We start from the raw sequence: 16,220 nt of genomic DNA, 5'->3' as shown, positions 1-16,220 counted from the left end.
TCAGCGGGCAGTGGGGTCCAGGCGCGCATAACGGGTCTTGGGCAGCACCGTATCGGGATGATGGGCAATCCAGTGATGGGCGATATCGATACGCCGCGCAAACCAGACGTCCGGAAACGACTTGGCATACGCAATGAAATTGGCCAGGGCCTGCGCCCGGGCGGGATGGCCCGAGATGCGCGGACGCAGGCCTACGGTCATGAGCCGGGGCCGGCTTGCGCCTTCCTTGTACAGCCAGTCGAAGCCGGATTTGAGGTGCGTCTCGAAATGTACCGGCGAGCCGAACGCTCCCCAGTCGTACTTGCTGTCGTCATTGGCCATGGAATAAGGGATCACCAGATGCCGATGATCATTCACCAGGGTGAAGTACGGCAGGTCGTCGTTATAGGCGTCGCTGTCGTACACAAAGCCGCCCGCTTCCACCAGCAACCGACGGGTGTGCTCGCTGGGCCCGCGACGGCACAGCCAGCCGGCGGGCCGCTCGCCCGTGGTGCTGGCCAATGACGCCACCGCCTTGCGGATGCGATCGCGCTCTTCGTCGGGCGCCATCGAAGTCACGTCTTCCCAACGCCATCCGTGGCCCATGACTTCATGGCCGCGACGGCGTATTTCACGCGCGGCGTCGGGGTTGCGTTCCAGCGCCACGGCGCATGCACTGAAGGTGGCAGTGATACCGGCCTCTTCCAACACATCCAGCAGACGCCAGAATCCTGCGCGCGAGCCATACTCGAAGTGCGTTTCCACACCCAGGTCGCGAAACGTCAGCGGTTTCTCCGTTGGCCCGCCGGGCTCGCGGGTTTCGTCGCCGTCGGCAATGGACCGTTCCGCCCCTTCTTCATAATTGACCACCACGGAAATCGCGATCCGGGCACGGCCGGGCCAGGCCGCCTGGGGTGGATCGCCTTCATAGCCCACGACATCCCGCAGCAGTGCGGCGGATTCCTGCAATGACTCAGACATGATCATCCTTTAAGGTGATATCCGCCCGGGAGGACGGCGCCATGACCGTACAGGCAACCCGATGCCCGTCACGCACCCCCACCAGCGGCGGCATTCTTTCAACGCACGAAGGTTGTTCTATCGGGCAGCGTCCGGCCAGACGGCAGGCGTCGGCCGGATCGATGGGGCTGGAAATCTCGCCCTTGAGACGAATGCGCTCCCGCTTGACGCCCCACTGCGCCACCGGCGCGGCGGACAACAAGGCCCTGGTGTACGGGTGCGTGGGATTCTCGAAGACCTCCCCGGTCGGCCCGCGCTCCACGATGACGCCCAGATACATGACGGCGACTTCGTCGGCCATATGCCGCACGACCTGCAGATCGTGCGTGATGAACAGGTAGGCCAGGTTGAGTTCGCGCTGCAAACGGCGCAGCAGCGCCAGCACATGGCCGCGCACCGATACGTCAAGGGACGCGGTGGGCTCGTCGAGCAGCACAATGTCGGGATTGACGGCTACGGCCCGGGCAATGCCGATGCGCTGGCGCTGACCGCCGCTCAATTCGTGCGGATAGCGATCGAGGTGTTCCTCCGTCAAGCCCACCATGGTGATCAGGGTGGCGACGCGGGCCTGCAGTTCTTGAGCCGACAGGCGCAGATGCAGCTTGAGGGGTTCTTCCAGCACCTGCCGAATGCTCATCCTGGGATTGAGCGAGGCGTTGGGGTCCTGAAACACCATCTGGATATGTCGGTACATCTGCGACATGTCATAGGTATTCAAGGAGCGGATGGCTTTCCCGTGGATGTGGATTTCGCCGTCGGTCGGCTCGATCAGCCGCGCCAGACAGCGCGCCACCGTGGATTTTCCGGAACCGCTCTCGCCAACCAGGGCCAGCGTCCTGCCTGGGTACAAGTCGAAGTCCATATCATGGATGGCCACCAGCTTGCGACCGCCCCCCACCGGAAACTGCTTGCGCAGGTGGCGGGCCTGCAGCACAGGGTAATTGGCTGGATAGTGTTGTTTCATCGCCGGGCCGCTCCCAAGATGAAACAGCGCCCCCTCGGGGGGCAGCGCCGCCGCGCAGCGGCAAGCGTGGGGGCATTTTTCATCGCCGGGCCGCTCCCAAGATGAAACAGCGCCCCCTTGGGGGGCTGCTCTTCTTTCTCATACGGCCTCCTCTTCGCCAAGCTGGCTGGCCGCCAGCAGGCGCCTGGTGTATTGCTCGCGCGGCGCGGTGAATATCTGTTCCGTCGTGCCGGTCTCCACCACACGGCCGGCATTCATCACCACCACCGCGTCACAGGTTTCCACGACCACGCCCAGGTCATGGGTAATCAGGCAAACCGTCAGCCCGCGCGTTCTGGCCAGATCGACGATCAAGGCCATGATCTCGGCCTGCGTGGTCACATCCAGACCCGTGGTGGGCTCATCCATGATCAGCAGTTCGGGCTGGCAGATCAGGGCCGCCAGCGCAATCATGGCACGCTGCGCCATGCCGCCCGAGAACTCATGCGGGTACTGCCGCGCCCGGCGTTCCGGTTCGGGAATGTGCACGCGACGCAGTGCCTCCACGGCTTGCGCCATGGCTGCGCGGCGCGACCCGCCGTGGTGCAGTTGATGCGTGTCGGCAAGTTGCCGCCCTATCGTGAACACGGGATTCAGCGCGGCACGGGCATCCTGGAAGACCATGCTGATCTGCTCGCCGCGTAGCCGGCGGGATGCCGATGCATCCAGATCCAGAATGTTGCGCCCCTTGAAGCGGATCTCGCCCGACAGCCGCACGAACGTCGCGGGCAGCAAGCCCAGAATGGACAAGGCCGTCAAGGACTTGCCGCTACCCGTCTCTCCGACCACCGCGGTGATGGTGCCAGGCATGATGCGATAGCCGACCTCGTGCAGAACCGGTTTGAGCTCGCCGTTGACCGCACGAAAGGCGCCGCTGTAGTCGAGGATTTCCAGCAAGGGAGCCGTCATCGGCGCCTCCTGGGGTCGGTTGCATCGGACACGCCGTCGCCCAGCAGGTAGAACGCTCCGGTCATGCCAAGGATGGCCAGCCCGGGAAACAGCGAGATCCACCATTCCCCCGTCATGACGCTGTCTTGGCCACGCGCAATCATGTTGCCCCATTCGGGATCGTCCGGGTTCAAGCCGATCCCGAGAAAGCCCAGGCTGGCGATGATGAGCGCGGAAAAAGCGGCGTTGACCGAGGTGAAGGCCAGCACCGGCCCGATGCTGTTGGGCAGCAGATGCTTGAAGGCCACGACCAGGGGCCTGTTGCCCACCAGGCGCGCGGCCTCGGCAAACTGCCACTCGCGGCGGGCGCGGATTTCGGCGCGGGCCAGACGCAAATAGTCGGGAATGCCCACGAACGACAGTACGGCGATGACATTGATGATGCCGGGCCCGACCGCTTGCACCACCAGCATGGCAAACAGCAGCCCGGGAAAGGCGGAAAAGATTTCGACGATACGCAGGATCACCGTATCGATACCACCGCCGTAATAGCCCGCGATGACGCCCAGTATGCAACCCACCACCAGGGAAATCGTCACCGCGGCCAGGCAGATCCCCAGATCGTATTGCGCGCCCGCCATGATGCGGGACAGCACGTCGCCGCCCAGGCGATCGGTTCCCAGCCAGTGATCCAGGCTTGGCGGCGCGTACGCCGGGCCGGCTCCGGGCATGGTCGGATCGTAGGGCGTCCAGAAGACCGACAGTATCGCCACGCCGATGTAGAACGACAGAATCCCCAGGCCGATGCGCATCGACCATGACATGGGTGCCCGTTTCGTGCTGCGGCTCAAGCTCAAGCTCAAACTCGGACTCAGACTCGACATATTGCATCCATCCCTGGTTTGAGCCGCATCGTTTCAGCTCCTACGGATATCTGCCACTCGATCCACAGGGCGATATTGGAGGACGGGAGCGGCCGCGCCTAATGAGGAATTTTCATTCGAGGGATGAGAAATTGTGCAGAGCACAATGCGTGAGTGCTCGCTAGGATACGAGCGTGCCAGACGGTGTTCTCGCTGTCGTTTTTCTCGAGCGGTACCCGTCCTTTTTTGCCGCCGGGCCGCCCCAAGGTAAAAAGCGCCCCCTCGGGGGGCAGCAAGCCGAAGGCGCAGCGTGGAGGCTTTTTTTGGAGCGCGCAGCCAGATGATCGAATCCCGTGCCCTGAAATACCTGGGCGAGGCCATGACCGCCGTCATGCTCGCCGCCTGCATCATGACGACCGCTCACGCGCAGGAGGTCAAGCCCCTCATCCGGGCCGTTGCCTCGGACCCCAACAGCCTGGACCCGGCCGACACACGCGGCGAAGTCGACCAGGATCTGGTGCTGAATCTATACGACCATCTGGTCGAACCGATATTCAAGGAACAGCCCGACGGCAGCCTGGTAGGCGATGCCATGGAAGTCGAGCCCAATCTGGCCGAATCCTGGGAAGTCGACGGCCCCACGATCACCTTCAAGCTGCGCAAGGATGTGAAGTTCTATCCCACCGGCAATCCCATGACGGCCGATGACGTGATCTACAGCTTCACGCGCCTGCTGGAGATTCCGGCCAACGGCAAGAACCAGGCTGGTGTGGCGGGCCTGTACACCGTGGACCAGATGAAGAAGATCGACGACCACACGGTGCAGATTACCTTCATGGACGGCCCGCAAGGCAAGCCTGCCGAAATCGCCGTGCGGCTGACCTCGATGAAATTCCTGCAATTCGGCGTGGTCGATTCGGTCGAGGTCAAGAAGCACGCCACCGACAAAGACCCCTGGGCGCGCGAGTGGCTGCAGAAGAACGTGGCGTCCACCGGGCCCTACTACATTGCCGAACGCACGCCCAACCAGCAGATCGTGCTGAAGTCGGTGCCTGACCGGGTCTGGGGGCCGAAACCAGGCTTCGACAATATCGTGCTGCGCGTCACGGGCAAGTCGGACGTGGTGTCCCTGATTCGCGGTGGTGTCGTGGACTATGCCGCGGAAGGCCTGAGCGGCCGTCAATACACGGCTATCGAGCAGGCGGGCTTTCCGGTCATCCATGGCCCGACGCCGACCATTCTGCGCGTTTCCATGGCCTACGACACGCCGCCGTTCGACGACAAGCTGGTCCGGCAGGCCATGCTGCATGCCATCCCGGTTCAGCAGATCATCGACGTCGCGCTGGGGCGCCGCGGCTCGCCTTCCCCTTGCATGTACAACGCGGATGACCCCACCTGCAACAACAGCTACGCCCGCTATGCCTATGATCCGGACAAGGCCAAGGCCCTGCTCGAACAGTCCGGCAAGAAGGATATCTCCTTCGACTTCTGGTATTCCAATGCGTTGCCGTACAACGACGACATTGCCATTCTGATCAAGAATTCGCTGAGCAAGATCGGCGTCACGGCCAATCTCAAACCCACGCCCCAGGTGCAACTGCTCACCGCGGTACGGGCGCGCACTTATGGCGAAGGCAGCACCATGACCGGCATGTATCTGCACCAGGCGACGTTCTGGCTGGCGGATCCAGTCACTGTGACCAACTGCTGCATGGTCGGCTTCAGCGATGCCGGCGGCGCGGGCAACTGGTCGCGCTACGGCGATCCGGAAGTCGACTCGCTGCACTACACCTATCGCAACTCGACGGACACCGCAGCACGCACCAGGGCTTACCACGAGATCCAGGACAAGCTCGCCGAAGCCGCCACCAACCAGGTGCCGCTGATCGTGCTGGGCCGCACCATCGCCACCAGCAATCGAATCAAAGGGGTGACGTTCACGCAGGAACCCTACGCGCGCTACACCTACATCCGCCCCAAGGAATAGTCACCGGCACGCGTCGGCGCATCCGCGCGCCGACGCCTGTCTCGCACCGACGCACAGGAGAATCGAAAAATGGCGGCTAGCCCCTTTCACATGGGTTGGTTCCTGGGGAACAGCTATGGCGTTCATGGCTGGATGGGCCAATGGAGCGGCAGCTCAGCCGTCAATTGGGCCGACCCCAGCCTGCAGCTCGATCTGGCGCGGGCGCTGGACCGCGCCTGCTTCGATTTCCTGCTGATGGAAGACTCCGTCTTCGTGCCGGACAACTACGGCTCGTCGATGGACCTGTACCTGAAGCGAGCCATGCGCGCGCCCAAGAACGACCCGCTGCCGCTGGTTCCCCTGCTGGCGCAGGCCACCCGGCACCTGGGCATCGTTCCCACCATTTCGACCTCGTTCTATCCCCCCTACCTGCTGGCACGTCTCATGGCCACGCTGGATCTCATGTCGGAAGGCCGGGTCGGCTGCAACTTCGTCACCTCCACGGCGGCCCGGGCCGCGCAGAACTTCGGCCTGGACGAACATATCGAGCACGACACCCGCTACGAGATGGCCGACGAATTCGTCGAGGTCGTCAAGAAGCTATGGACGTCCTGGGACGCGGACGCCGTCGTCGCCGACGAGCAGAACGGCGTTTTCGCAGATCCCGGCAAAGTGCATGTGGTCAACCACCAAGGCCGTTTCTTCCGCTCCCGCGGGCCGCTGAACACCGTGCAGCCGCCGCAAGGCCACCCTGTGCTGGTGCAAGCCGGCAATTCGTCCCAAGGCCAGGACTTCGCGAGCAAGCACATGGACACCGTGCTCGCCGCCATGGGCACGATCGCGGAAATGAAGGCGTTTCGTGCCAGTTTCCTCTCGCGCCTGGAGCAAGCCGGCCGCGACCCGGCCTCCTGCAAGATCATGTTCATCTGCACGCCTACCGTCGCAGAGACCCAGGAGGAAGCGCAGATGCGCTACCGCGCCGCCCAGGCGCGCAAGGACCCCGTCAATGTCCTGGCGCAAATGGGCAGCCTGGTCGACATCGACTTCTCCAGGTTCGACCTGGATGCGCCGCTGCAAGAGCTGACCACCAACGGCCAGCAAGGCACGTTCAAGCGCTTTCTATCCGTAGGCCGCACCTTGCGCGAGGTCACGCAGAACTACCGCTACAGCTATGAAGACCTGGTGGGTACGCCCGATCAAGTCGCCGGGATGATGGCGGAAGTCATGGAGGAAGTGGGCGGCGACGGCTTCATGATCACCGGCGAGGTCAACCGACGCTTCATCGCCGAAATGGCCGACGGCCTGACCCCCGCGCTGCAGCGCCGCGGATTGGTACGCAAGCACTACACCCACAAGCATTTCCGGGACAACCTGCTGGAATTCTAGGAAGCCAGCCTGTCCCCGGTCATCTGCGTCGCGCGCGGCACACGAGAGGCATTCCAAGATGGCAAGCAAACCGTTTCACCTGGCTTGGTTCCTGGGCAACAGCTTCGGCGTACATGGCTGGAAAGACCCATGGGGCGGGCGCACCGCCCTGGACTGGGCCAGTCCCAGCCTGCAGATAGACCTTGCCCGGGCTGCCGAACGCGCCTGCATGGACTTCGTTTTCTTCGAAGACTCGGTGTTCGTGCCGGACAACTACGGTTCGTCCATGGATTTCTATCTGAAGCGTGCCCTGCGCGCACCCAAGAACGATCCCATGCCCCTGGTGCCGCTGGTCGCGCAAGCCACCCGCCACATCGGCATCATCCCCACGATATCGACCTCGTTCTATCCCCCGTATCTGCTGGCACGCCTGATGGCCACGCTGGACCTCATGTCGGAAGGCCGGGTCGGCTGCAACTTCGTCACCTCCACGGCGGCCCGGGCCGCGCAGAACTTCGGCCTGGACGAACACATCGATCACGATACCCGCTACGAGATGGCCGACGAGTTCGTCGAGGTCGTCAAGAAGCTATGGACGTCCTGGGATGCGGATGCCATCGTTGCCGACGAAGAGCGTGCCGTTTTCGCCGAGCCGGGCAAAGTGCGCACCATCGATTTCGAAGGCCGGTTCTTCAAGTCGAGAGGGCCGCTGAATACCGCACGCCCGCCGCAAGGCACGCCGGTCCTGGCCCAGGCCGGCGGTTCGCCGCAAGGACGCGCGTTTGCCGCCCGGCACATGGATGTGGTCATCGCGGCGGTAAGCACCGTCCAAGAGATGAAGGCCTACCGGCAGGACCTGCGGCAGCGCGCCGCCCGGAACGGCCGCGACCCCGACCACATCAAGGTCATGTTTCAGGTCATGCCCTTGTTCGGCGACACGGACCAGCAGGCGCGGGAGCATCTGGCACGCCACCGCGCCGGCCAGGACCCCGCCAAGATGCTGGCCGCTATGGGCAGCCTGTTCGATATCGACTTCTCCACCTTCGACCTGGATGCCCCGCTTGCCGAGCTGACGACCAACGGCCAGCAAGGCACGCTGAAGCGCTTCCTGTCGTATGGCAGGACATTGCGCGAGATCGCCGGCAACTTCACGTTCGGCCTGGAGAATATTGCGGGCACGCCGGAGTCGGTCGCATCGCAATTGGCGGAGCTGATGGAGGAAGTCGGCGGCGACGGGTTCGTCATCGCCGGGCCCATGACCCGCCGCTATATCGCCGAGGTCACCGACGGGTTGGCGGCTGTCCTGCAGCGCCGGGGCTTGACGCGCGAGCGCTATACGCACCGCCACTTTCGGGACCACTTGATGGAGTTCTAGCATGTCCTTGGCTGCCATCTTGCTGCGCCGCATACTGTGGATCATTCCGGTCGCGCTGGGCGTCGTTACCATCACATTCTTTACCGCCCGGGTGTTCACCGGCGACCCCACCGAACTCTATGCACCGCCCGAAGCCACCACCGAGCTGATCGCGCAGATTCGTCAGGAGCTTGGCCTGGGCGATTCGTTGGCTGTCCAGTTTCTGCGCTACCTCGGGGATTTGCTGCAATTCGATCTGGGCAGATCGTTCTCCACCGGCAACGACGTCATGACCGACCTGAGCAACCGCCTGCCCGCGACGCTGGAGCTGGGCATCCTGGGGCTGGGGCTGGCGCTGCTGGTTGGCATTCCCGCCGGCGTCATCGCCGCGGTGAACCGCGAACGCTGGCCCGACTTCCTGCTGCGCTGGGTCACGCTGACCGGGATGGCCTTGCCTCAATTCTGGATCGGGCTGGTCTTGCTGCTGGTTTTCTTCGTCAACCTGCAATGGCTGCCCGGCCCCGTCGGGCGCCTGCCCCTGGGCGTCTCGCCGCCACCCACCGTGACGGGTTTCATGCTTGTCGACACCTTGCTGGCGGGAGACCCGCGCAAGTTCTGGCAAGCCTTGACCGCCTTGATCCTGCCTGCGCTCACCTTGGCGATCACGACGCTGGCGCCCGTCGCGCGCGTGACACGTTCAGCCATGGTGGAGGCCTTGCAAAGCGATTACGTACGTACGGCATTCGCCATGGGGCATCCGCGGCGCGTGGTGTGGTTCCGGTATTGCCTGCGCAACGCGCTGCTGCCCGTCGTCACCCTGGTGGGCGGGATCGCGGGCTTCATTTTCGGCGGCGCGGTTCTGCTGGAAGCCATCTTCGGTTGGCCGGGCGTGGGCCAGTATGCACTTCAAGCCATACAGCAATCGGATTTCGCGGCGCTGCAAGGCTTCGTGATCTACGCATCCATGCTCTACGTACTGGTGTTTCTTGCGGTGGACATCCTGTACATATTCATCGATCCGCGCATGCGTACACAGGCTTCCTCGCGTCGTTGAGCACGCTGCGCCCGTCAGGGGCGGGGCCATTGCACCAGGGGTTTATCCCGCATAGGCCGGCAATGGCCATCCATCGTTCCTGACGTCTTCGCGTCCACCGCACCTGCGGCGGCTGGAAGCGCCGCAGGCCCAGTGCGTAGGCGGGGACGAACATGCTCGGAAGCACCATGGCGCCGGTCGGTCCACGCCTCTCCCTGCGTGTGTCTGAACATCACTGTCAATCAGCCTGGACAAGCTCATTGTAAATTTAAATGGGAATAATTCGCATTCATGTTGACTCAGGAAGATGAGAATAATTATCATCATCCGCAGTCAACCATTCCACGGAGCCACCATGTCTGCGGCGACCATCAGTGCGGTGATCGTAGGTGCCGATCGCCTGGGCAACATTCCCGACCTGCTGAAGCGACTCAACATCGCCATCACGCATCACATCAGCGGGCGCGACCCCTCGCACCAGAAGAAGACGCTGCAACTGCCCAGCGGAACGGAACTGGTCATATTGCTCACGGACTTCCTCGGGCACAACGTGATGAAGACCTTCCGCCAGGCGGCCCAGCGCGCCGGCATCCGCGTGGTGGCTTGTCGACGTTCGGTCTGCAGCATGCAGCAGGCGCTGGAGAGCTGCGGCCTGTGCGGAGGCGATGGCAGTGCCTGCCGGCAGGAGCCGCAGCAGGAACAGGTCGTGAAGATGCTGCGTCGACGAGGCTGAATCACCGGCAAGGCCAGTGACGAGGGGCCAATGGCAAGGGCCGGCTCCCCTGGGTAGGGGAGGCCGGCCCTTGTGCTGTCTGAATCTGTCAGGCTTGAGCGGAAAGCCGCGCGCGTGTTCAGCGTCGCGCGGTGCGGCGGTTGGCCTGGTTGGCGGCCACCTTGGTGGCTTGCTTGGGCGCGATGGCGTCGGCCAGGACCGGCCCATTGAGCCCGGCCAGGCGCCGGGCGCCGTTGTAGCGCGCATTCCAGTAGCGCGCACCCAGTTCATCGACGCGCACGTGGCCGCCAGTGCTGGGCGCGTGCAGGAAGCGGCCGTTGCCGACGTAGATGCCGACATGCGAATAGCGCCGGCCCTGCGTATTGAAAAACACGAGGTCGCCGCGCTTGAGTTCGGCGCGCTTGACTTGCTGGCCTTCCTTGGCCATGCCCGCGGCGTTGCGCGGCAGTTGCACGCCGAGGGATTCGCGCGCAGTGAACCAGATGAGCCCGCTGCAGTCGAAGCCCACGTCGGGGGAATCTCCGCCATAGAGATAGCGCGTGCCCAGGTAGGCCATGGCCTGGCTCACGAAATCGTCACGTGCCGAAACCGGCTGTTCGAACAGGCCCGGGGAGGGCTTGCGGGAGGCCAGCCGGACGTCCGGTTGCTCGAGGCGGGCAAGAAGGCGATCCAGCTCGTCCAGATTGCTGGCGCGGTGCGCGGACTGCTGGGCGGGGACGAAGGCGGTGTCGACCTGGGCGGAAGCGGAGGGGGGCTGGGTGCTGGCGCACCCGGAGGCCAGCAGGACGATGCCTGCGAGGGCCGCCCACATCCGGACTGAAAATCGTTGCGTTTTTTCTTGGGCGAACTGGCTCGTGCGCATGGTTTCTCAGTCGGAGTACGCGTAGTGGTGCGGCTTGCGGACCGCCCGGCAAACACTGAAAAGGTCAGGAAATTCCCCGAAACAATCCCGAGGCAGGCTAGAAGATACCCGACGTAAGTTTTAAAAGTCAATGAATCAACGACTTGCGTTTCACACCTTACAAAGCGCCTAAACCCCGGACGTAACCGTTCGCGTTACATCGGCACCAAACCGGTGCGCGCCATGGCCCGCGACTTTCGTCCAAATGCGACCGGCGTGAGGCGGCGCTATCATCGACGCCAGGAGGGCGCGGCGGCGTGCGCCGTTTGCGAAACACAACTTGATGGAAGGTGCATGATGGCTAACGGAATCGAATCGGTGCTGGTGGAGACGCGCGTTTTTCCTCCGCCGGCGGCTCTGGCGGCAAAGGCCAACATCGCTGGCATGGACGCCTATCGTGCGTTGTGCACCGAAGCGGAGCGCGATTTCACCGGCTTCTGGGCGCGCCTGGCGCGCGAGCAGTTGCAATGGACCCGGCCTTTCGAGCAGGTCCTGGACGAAAGCCAGGCGCCGTTCTACAAGTGGTTCGCCGACGGCGAGCTGAACGTGTCGGCCAACTGCCTGGACGCGAACCTGCAGAACGGCCGGGCCGACAAGACCGCGATCATCTTCGAGGCCGATGACGGCACCGTCAGCCGCGTCACCTACCGGGAGCTGCACGCCCGCGTCTGCCGCTTCGCCAATGCGCTCGCCGCCGCCGGCTACCAGGCGGGCGAGCGCGTCATCATCTACCTGCCGATGTCGATCGAAGCGGTGGTGGCCATGCAGGCCTGCGCCCGGCTGGGCCTGACGCATTCCGTGGTGTTCGGCGGTTTTTCCGCCAAGAGCCTGCATGAGCGGCTGCTCGACACCCAGGCCGTGCTGGCGATCACCGCCGACGCGCAGATGCGCGGCGGGCGCAGGATTCCCCTCAAGCCCGCGCTGGACGACGCGCTGGCCATGGGCGGCTGCGAGGCCGTGCGGCAGGTGGTGGTATACCGCCGCGCCGGCGAGGACGTGGCCTGGACCGAGGGCCGCGACACCTGGTGGAGCGAGTTCGAGCAGGGCCAGCCCGAGACGCACCAGGCCCAGGGCTTCAACGCCGAGCACCCGCTCTTCATCCTCTACACCTCGGGCTCCACCGGCAAGCCCAAGGGCGTGCAGCACGGCAGCGGCGGCTACCTGCTCTGGGCCAAGCTCACGATGCAATGGACCTTCGACCTGAAGGACGAGGACATCTTCTGGTGCACGGCCGACGTCGGCTGGATCACCGGCCACACCTACATCGCCTACGGCCCGCTGGCCGCCGGCGCGACGCAGATCATCTTCGAGGGCGTGCCCACCTACCCCGATGCCGGCCGGTTCTGGCGCATGATCCAGTCGCACAAGGCCACCGTCTTCTATACCGCCCCCACGGCGATCCGCTCGCTCATCAAGTCGAGCGAGGCCGACGCCAAGGTCCACCCCGCGTCCTTCGACCTGTCCAGCCTGCGCATCATCGGCTCGGTGGGCGAACCCATCAATCCCGAAGCGTGGATGTGGTACCACAAGAACGTGGGCGGCGAGCGCTGCCCCGTGGTGGACACCTGGTGGCAGACCGAGACGGGCGGGCACATGCTGACCCCGCTGCCGGGTGCCACGGCGACCAAGCCCGGTTCGTGCGCTTTCCCCCTGCCCGGCATCATGGCCGCCGTCGTCGACGAGACCGGCAACGAGGTGGAACGCGGCCAGGGCGGGCTGCTCGTCATCAAGCGCCCGTGGCCCGCCATGATCCGCAACGTCTGGGGCGATCCCGAGCGTTTCAAGAAGAGCTACTTCCCGCCCGAACTCGGCGGCACCATCTACCTCGCCGGCGACGGCGCCCAGCGCGACGCCGACGACTATTTCTGGATCATGGGCCGCATCGACGACGTGCTGAACGTATCCGGCCACCGCCTGGGCACCATGGAGGTCGAGTCGGTGCTGGTCGCGCACGAGCTGGTGGCGGAGGCCGCGGTCATCGGCCGGCCCGACGACGTGACCGGCGAAGCGGTGGTGGCGTTCGTCGTGCTCAAGCAGAGCGTGCCTGGCGACGAGGAGGCCGCACAGGTCGCGAAGACGCTGCGCGACTGGGTGAGCAAGGAAATCGGCCCGATCGCCAAGCCCAAGGAGATCCGGTTCGGCGAGAACCTGCCCAAGACGCGTTCGGGCAAGATCATGCGGCGCCTTCTGCGTACCGTGGCGCAAGGCCAGGAGGTCACGCAGGACACGTCCACGCTGGAGAATCCGGCCATCCTGCAGCAGCTCGGCAAGGCTTTGTGAGCAAGCGGGCGCGGGCCCGCTTGCTCACCCATCCATCAGGTCGCGAACCGGCGTCGGCGAGGCGTTTGCCGGCGCGAACGCGAACAGTGCGTGCCGGAGCCGGGCAAAGGCTCGCTCAGCGAGCCTGTCGCATTTCTCGCGCAGCTCGTGCGCTGCCAGTGGACGGCCCGGCGTTCCGCGCGCGGCGGTGCATTCGTGTTCGAGCGGCGGCTTGCCCCGCCACTGCACACTCACCCTGGCTGCCCGGTCCTGGGGCCCGGCAGCCGGCGCGGGCACGAGTTGCACTCGCTTGCGGATCAGGGCGACCGTAGGCTCATGCAGCAAGGCGCCGCCGAGCGCCAGGGCATCGTCGCGGCCGGTGCACCACGCGACTGCCACGAGATGCGGAATGGAAAAGCGCGCGGCGAATTCGGATTCCGGTTCCGGGTTGTCCATCGTCAGCGCGAACGGATGCACCGTGACGACGATGCGATCCGGCAGCGCGGCGCGCTGTGTGCTGGTTGCGCCGCGGTGTGCAAGCAAGGCGGCTTCCAGGGCAGCCGTTCCTTGCTGGGCGCATGCGTAGTGCTTGTGGTATGCCTGGCGCATGCTCCAGCCGTCCGGCGTTGGCACGGCCAAGGCGTTCACATCGCCTTGTACGCCAGTGAGGCCCGTCATGACGGTGGCTATCCCGGGGGCCGGGCGTGTCAGGCCGCTGGCATGCCAGTCGAGGCAGAGAAAGCCCTGGCGTACGCTGGCGCCCACCCAGAGATAGGGCAATGGGCTGCCGCTGGCGGTCAATGAGAACGACGGGCCGGGGCTCAGGCTGGCGGCGGCCAGCAGGCCGTCGAGCATCGCGTCGCGCTCCAGCCCGCCGAGTGTGGCCAAGGCCAGGAACGCGCCGCATGCCCCCCAGAGGGCATGCGGATGCGACGGCGCGTCGGCCTGGCACCAGGCCCGCGCCAAGCGGCAGGTGGCTTCGTACGACAGGGCGACAGCGCGCACCAGCGTCGGGAGATCGGCACCCCATGCTTCGGCCGCTGCGAGGGCCGGGCCGACGGTGTAGAGCCCGGCATGGCACATGACCGCGGTATGCCCGCCATCGAGCTGGTTCCAATTGGCGCGTATCGCGTTCAGTCCGGCGGCATCCCGGCAGGGCAGCCACACCGGTTCGGCGGACCAGACGCGCGCCAGTCCGTCGCCCGGGGCGCGGCTGGTGCCGTATCGGCTCGTCAGCGCCGCCAGCGGACGATGCGCGTCCGCACAAACCCCGCAAGCCAGGTCGTCCGCCATGATGTGTGCAGCGGCGAGCTGGATGTCGTGCGGGATGTCGGCCCGTTGCGTGCGGGCCAGCCAGTCGCACAAGCGGCGTAAGGCGGTGTCGATGCGGACGTCGGCTGGGCTCATGGCGCGCATCGCCCGATTTCGCGTCCCCATCCCGGCTCGCCGATCACCCGTCCCTGCGTGTAGACCAACCGGCCGCGCACGAAGGTGTGGACGGGCTTCGCGGTGATCAGCCGCCCGTGCCAGGGAGAGATCCGGTTCAACGAATGGTGAGTCTCCTGGTCGACGTGCGTCGAGGCGTCGAGGTCCACCAGCGCGAGGTCGGCATCCGTGCCGACCGCGATCGTGCCTTTGTTCGGGTACAAGCCCCAGGCTTTGGCGGGATTGGTGGCGGCGAAGCGCACATAGTCGAGCAGGGACAGCCGTCCGCGCTGGACCTCCGTGAGCATGACCGCCATCTGCGATTCCAGCCCGATCATGCCGCGACAGCATTCCCAGATGCTGGGGTTCATCTTCTCGGCCCAGGTGTGCGGTGCGTGATCGGTGGCGATCATTCCGATCACGCCCTGGTGCATCGCTGCCCATAGGGCGTCGCGGTGACCGGCGCCGCGAATCGGCGGGTTGACGCGCAGCAGGCCGCCCATGCGCGCGACATCGCTGCTGTCGAACAGCAGGTATTGGGGGCAAGTCTCGGCAGTCAGGTCCAGGCCGAGCCGCTGCGCCTCGGCGATCGCCCGGGCGCCTCCGCCGGAGCTCACGTGCGCAATGTGCACGGGGTTCCCGGCGGCCGATGCGAGCGTGGCCGTGCGGCGCACCGCCTCGATTTCGCACACTTCGGGCCGCGATTCCTCGTGCGCCGCGGGGTCGCTGCGGCCCTGCGCGATGAAGCTGCGCCTGCGTCTTTGCATGATGGCCGCGTTTTCGGCATGCACCGAGCAGCGCACGCCGCGTCGTGCGAGATGCTCGAAGCCTTCGAAGATGACGCCGTCGTCCGGCGAGGGGAGGTCACCGGTCGTCTCCGTCATGAAGCACTTGAAGCCCACGATGCCGCTGTCGATCAGGGCATCCAGGTGCGGCAGGCTGGTTTCGTCCAGTACACCGTACAAGCCCCAGTCCACGACTGACTGCGCCCGTGCCCGCTGCCGCTTGGCCTGCGCGCCGGGCAGGTCCGACGTGGGCGGGTTCGTGTTCGGCATGTCCAGCACCGTCGTGACGCCGCCGGCCGCCGCGGCTGCCGAGCCGGTGCGCCACGTCTCCTTGTACTCGGAGCCCGGATCGCGGAAATGGACATGGCAGTCGATCGCCCCGGGGAGCACATGCAGCCCCCTCGCATCGAACACATCGTGGGCTGCGGGCTGGTGATCGCGTTCGCCCACGCTCACGATGCGGCCATCGCGCACGCCGAGATTGCCCGGCACGATCCGGCCCTCCAGTACGAGCGTTCCACCGCGGATCAACAGGTCTAGTTTCTTCATGCGTTCGTTCCACGAATGCGTGTGCCGGCCGCGCGGCCGACGGGAGACAGGGATGCTTGAGGCGCATGCGGGTGCGGGCTATGCTCGGCGCTTGCGC

The 16,220-nt window shown here is 65.2% G+C and carries 13 protein-coding genes; 6 read left to right on the top strand and 7 right to left on the bottom strand.

All coding sequences use genetic code 11. The annotated features are described in order from the left end of the window. From FOZ76_RS15455 to FOZ76_RS15440, 4 genes are all read right to left on the bottom strand, one after another. A complete protein-coding gene (locus FOZ76_RS15455) occupies nucleotides 1–960 on the bottom strand; it encodes a polysaccharide deacetylase family protein (protein WP_143949164.1) in 960 nt (319 codons plus the stop codon). Continuing rightward, nucleotides 953–1,963 carry an ABC transporter ATP-binding protein gene (locus FOZ76_RS15450; protein ID WP_143949163.1) on the bottom strand — a complete coding sequence of 337 codons (1,011 nt, stop codon included), beginning with the start codon at nucleotides 1,961–1,963 and terminating at the stop codon, nucleotides 953–955. Before FOZ76_RS15450 ends, FOZ76_RS15455 begins: the two co-directional genes overlap by 8 nt. A 138-nt stretch (nucleotides 1,964–2,101) precedes the next feature. Further along, nucleotides 2,102–2,911 (bottom strand): ABC transporter ATP-binding protein, encoded by an 810-nt coding sequence (locus FOZ76_RS15445; protein ID WP_170235481.1) that lies wholly within the window; start codon nucleotides 2,909–2,911, stop codon nucleotides 2,102–2,104. Next, nucleotides 2,908–3,714 (bottom strand): ABC transporter permease, encoded by an 807-nt coding sequence (locus FOZ76_RS15440; RefSeq protein ID WP_170235480.1) that lies wholly within the window; start codon nucleotides 3,712–3,714, stop codon nucleotides 2,908–2,910. Before FOZ76_RS15440 ends, FOZ76_RS15445 begins: the two co-directional genes overlap by 4 nt. 379 nt (nucleotides 3,715–4,093) lie before the next feature. Between FOZ76_RS15440 and FOZ76_RS15430 the strand changes: the two genes are divergently transcribed. The 5 genes from FOZ76_RS15430 (at nucleotide 4,094) to FOZ76_RS15410 (ending at nucleotide 10,204) form a co-directional block, all read left to right on the top strand. Further along, on the top strand, nucleotides 4,094–5,740 hold the full coding sequence (locus tag FOZ76_RS15430; protein ID WP_143949159.1) for an ABC transporter substrate-binding protein: 1,647 nt from the start codon (nucleotides 4,094–4,096) through the stop codon (nucleotides 5,738–5,740). A 69-nt stretch (nucleotides 5,741–5,809) separates the two neighbouring features. Then, complete coding sequence (locus tag FOZ76_RS15425) at nucleotides 5,810–7,105, top strand: NtaA/DmoA family FMN-dependent monooxygenase (protein ID WP_143949158.1); 1,296 nt, start codon at nucleotides 5,810–5,812, stop codon at nucleotides 7,103–7,105. A 58-nt stretch (nucleotides 7,106–7,163) separates the two neighbouring features. Next, entirely contained in the window at nucleotides 7,164–8,459 is a 1,296-nt protein-coding gene (locus FOZ76_RS15420; protein ID WP_143949157.1) for an NtaA/DmoA family FMN-dependent monooxygenase, read from the top strand. Between the two features lies 1 nt (nucleotide 8,460). Then, nucleotides 8,461–9,492, top strand: coding sequence for an ABC transporter permease (locus tag FOZ76_RS15415; RefSeq protein ID WP_143949156.1), 1,032 nt, complete (start codon nucleotides 8,461–8,463; stop codon nucleotides 9,490–9,492). Nucleotides 9,493–9,826: 334 nt separating this feature from the next. Beyond that, nucleotides 9,827–10,204, top strand: coding sequence for a DUF2325 domain-containing protein (locus FOZ76_RS15410; RefSeq protein WP_143949155.1), 378 nt, complete (start codon nucleotides 9,827–9,829; stop codon nucleotides 10,202–10,204). Between the two features lie 118 nt (nucleotides 10,205–10,322). Here FOZ76_RS15410 and FOZ76_RS27725 read toward each other — a convergent pair whose 3' ends face one another. Further along, nucleotides 10,323–11,015 carry a C40 family peptidase gene (locus FOZ76_RS27725; protein ID WP_143949154.1) on the bottom strand — a complete coding sequence of 231 codons (693 nt, stop codon included), beginning with the start codon at nucleotides 11,013–11,015 and terminating at the stop codon, nucleotides 10,323–10,325. A gap of 387 nt (nucleotides 11,016–11,402) precedes the next feature. On the opposite strand from FOZ76_RS27725, the gene acs reads away from it, so the two are divergent. Next, entirely contained in the window at nucleotides 11,403–13,385 is a 1,983-nt protein-coding gene (gene acs / locus FOZ76_RS15400) for an acetate--CoA ligase (protein WP_143949478.1), read from the top strand. Between the two features lie 24 nt (nucleotides 13,386–13,409). Here acs and FOZ76_RS15395 read toward each other — a convergent pair whose 3' ends face one another. Both FOZ76_RS15395 and allB read right to left on the bottom strand, forming a co-directional pair. Then, nucleotides 13,410–14,771 carry an MmgE/PrpD family protein gene (locus FOZ76_RS15395; RefSeq protein WP_170235479.1) on the bottom strand — a complete coding sequence of 454 codons (1,362 nt, stop codon included), beginning with the start codon at nucleotides 14,769–14,771 and terminating at the stop codon, nucleotides 13,410–13,412. After that, nucleotides 14,768–16,123 carry an allantoinase AllB gene (gene allB / locus FOZ76_RS15390; RefSeq protein ID WP_143949152.1) on the bottom strand — a complete coding sequence of 452 codons (1,356 nt, stop codon included), beginning with the start codon at nucleotides 16,121–16,123 and terminating at the stop codon, nucleotides 14,768–14,770. Before allB ends, FOZ76_RS15395 begins: the two co-directional genes overlap by 4 nt. Nucleotides 16,124–16,220 lie beyond the last annotated feature (97 nt).

It is taken from the genome of Verticiella sediminum, from assembly GCF_007558815.1.
GTDB lineage: Bacteria > Pseudomonadota > Gammaproteobacteria > Burkholderiales > Burkholderiaceae_B > Verticiella > Verticiella sediminum.
The sequence above is the reverse complement of the archived record's forward strand: the minus strand, read 5'-3'. Positions and strand labels throughout refer to the sequence as shown.

Excerpts from the sequence above, each read along its gene's own strand:
- FOZ76_RS15415 (WP_143949156.1), top strand. The coding sequence starts at position 8,461 with ATGTCCTTGGCTGCCATCTTGCTGCGCCGCATACTGTGGATCATTCCG.
- FOZ76_RS15440 (WP_170235480.1), bottom strand. The coding sequence starts at position 3,714 with ATGTCATGGTCGATGCGCATCGGCCTGGGGATTCTGTCGTTCTACATC.
- FOZ76_RS15445 (WP_170235481.1), bottom strand. The coding sequence starts at position 2,911 with ATGACGGCTCCCTTGCTGGAAATCCTCGACTACAGCGGCGCCTTTCGT.
- acs (WP_143949478.1), top strand. The coding sequence starts at position 11,403 with ATGGCTAACGGAATCGAATCGGTGCTGGTGGAGACGCGCGTTTTTCCT.
- allB (WP_143949152.1), bottom strand. The coding sequence starts at position 16,123 with ATGAAGAAACTAGACCTGTTGATCCGCGGTGGAACGCTCGTACTGGAG.
- FOZ76_RS15395 (WP_170235479.1), bottom strand. The coding sequence starts at position 14,771 with ATGAGCCCAGCCGACGTCCGCATCGACACCGCCTTACGCCGCTTGTGC.
- FOZ76_RS15425 (WP_143949158.1), top strand. The coding sequence starts at position 5,810 with ATGGCGGCTAGCCCCTTTCACATGGGTTGGTTCCTGGGGAACAGCTAT.
- FOZ76_RS15410 (WP_143949155.1), top strand. The coding sequence starts at position 9,827 with ATGTCTGCGGCGACCATCAGTGCGGTGATCGTAGGTGCCGATCGCCTG.
- FOZ76_RS15450 (WP_143949163.1), bottom strand. The coding sequence starts at position 1,963 with ATGAAACAACACTATCCAGCCAATTACCCTGTGCTGCAGGCCCGCCAC.
- FOZ76_RS15430 (WP_143949159.1), top strand. The coding sequence starts at position 4,094 with ATGATCGAATCCCGTGCCCTGAAATACCTGGGCGAGGCCATGACCGCC.
- FOZ76_RS27725 (WP_143949154.1), bottom strand. The coding sequence starts at position 11,015 with ATGTGGGCGGCCCTCGCAGGCATCGTCCTGCTGGCCTCCGGGTGCGCC.
- FOZ76_RS15455 (WP_143949164.1), bottom strand. The coding sequence starts at position 960 with ATGTCTGAGTCATTGCAGGAATCCGCCGCACTGCTGCGGGATGTCGTG.
- FOZ76_RS15420 (WP_143949157.1), top strand. The coding sequence starts at position 7,164 with ATGGCAAGCAAACCGTTTCACCTGGCTTGGTTCCTGGGCAACAGCTTC.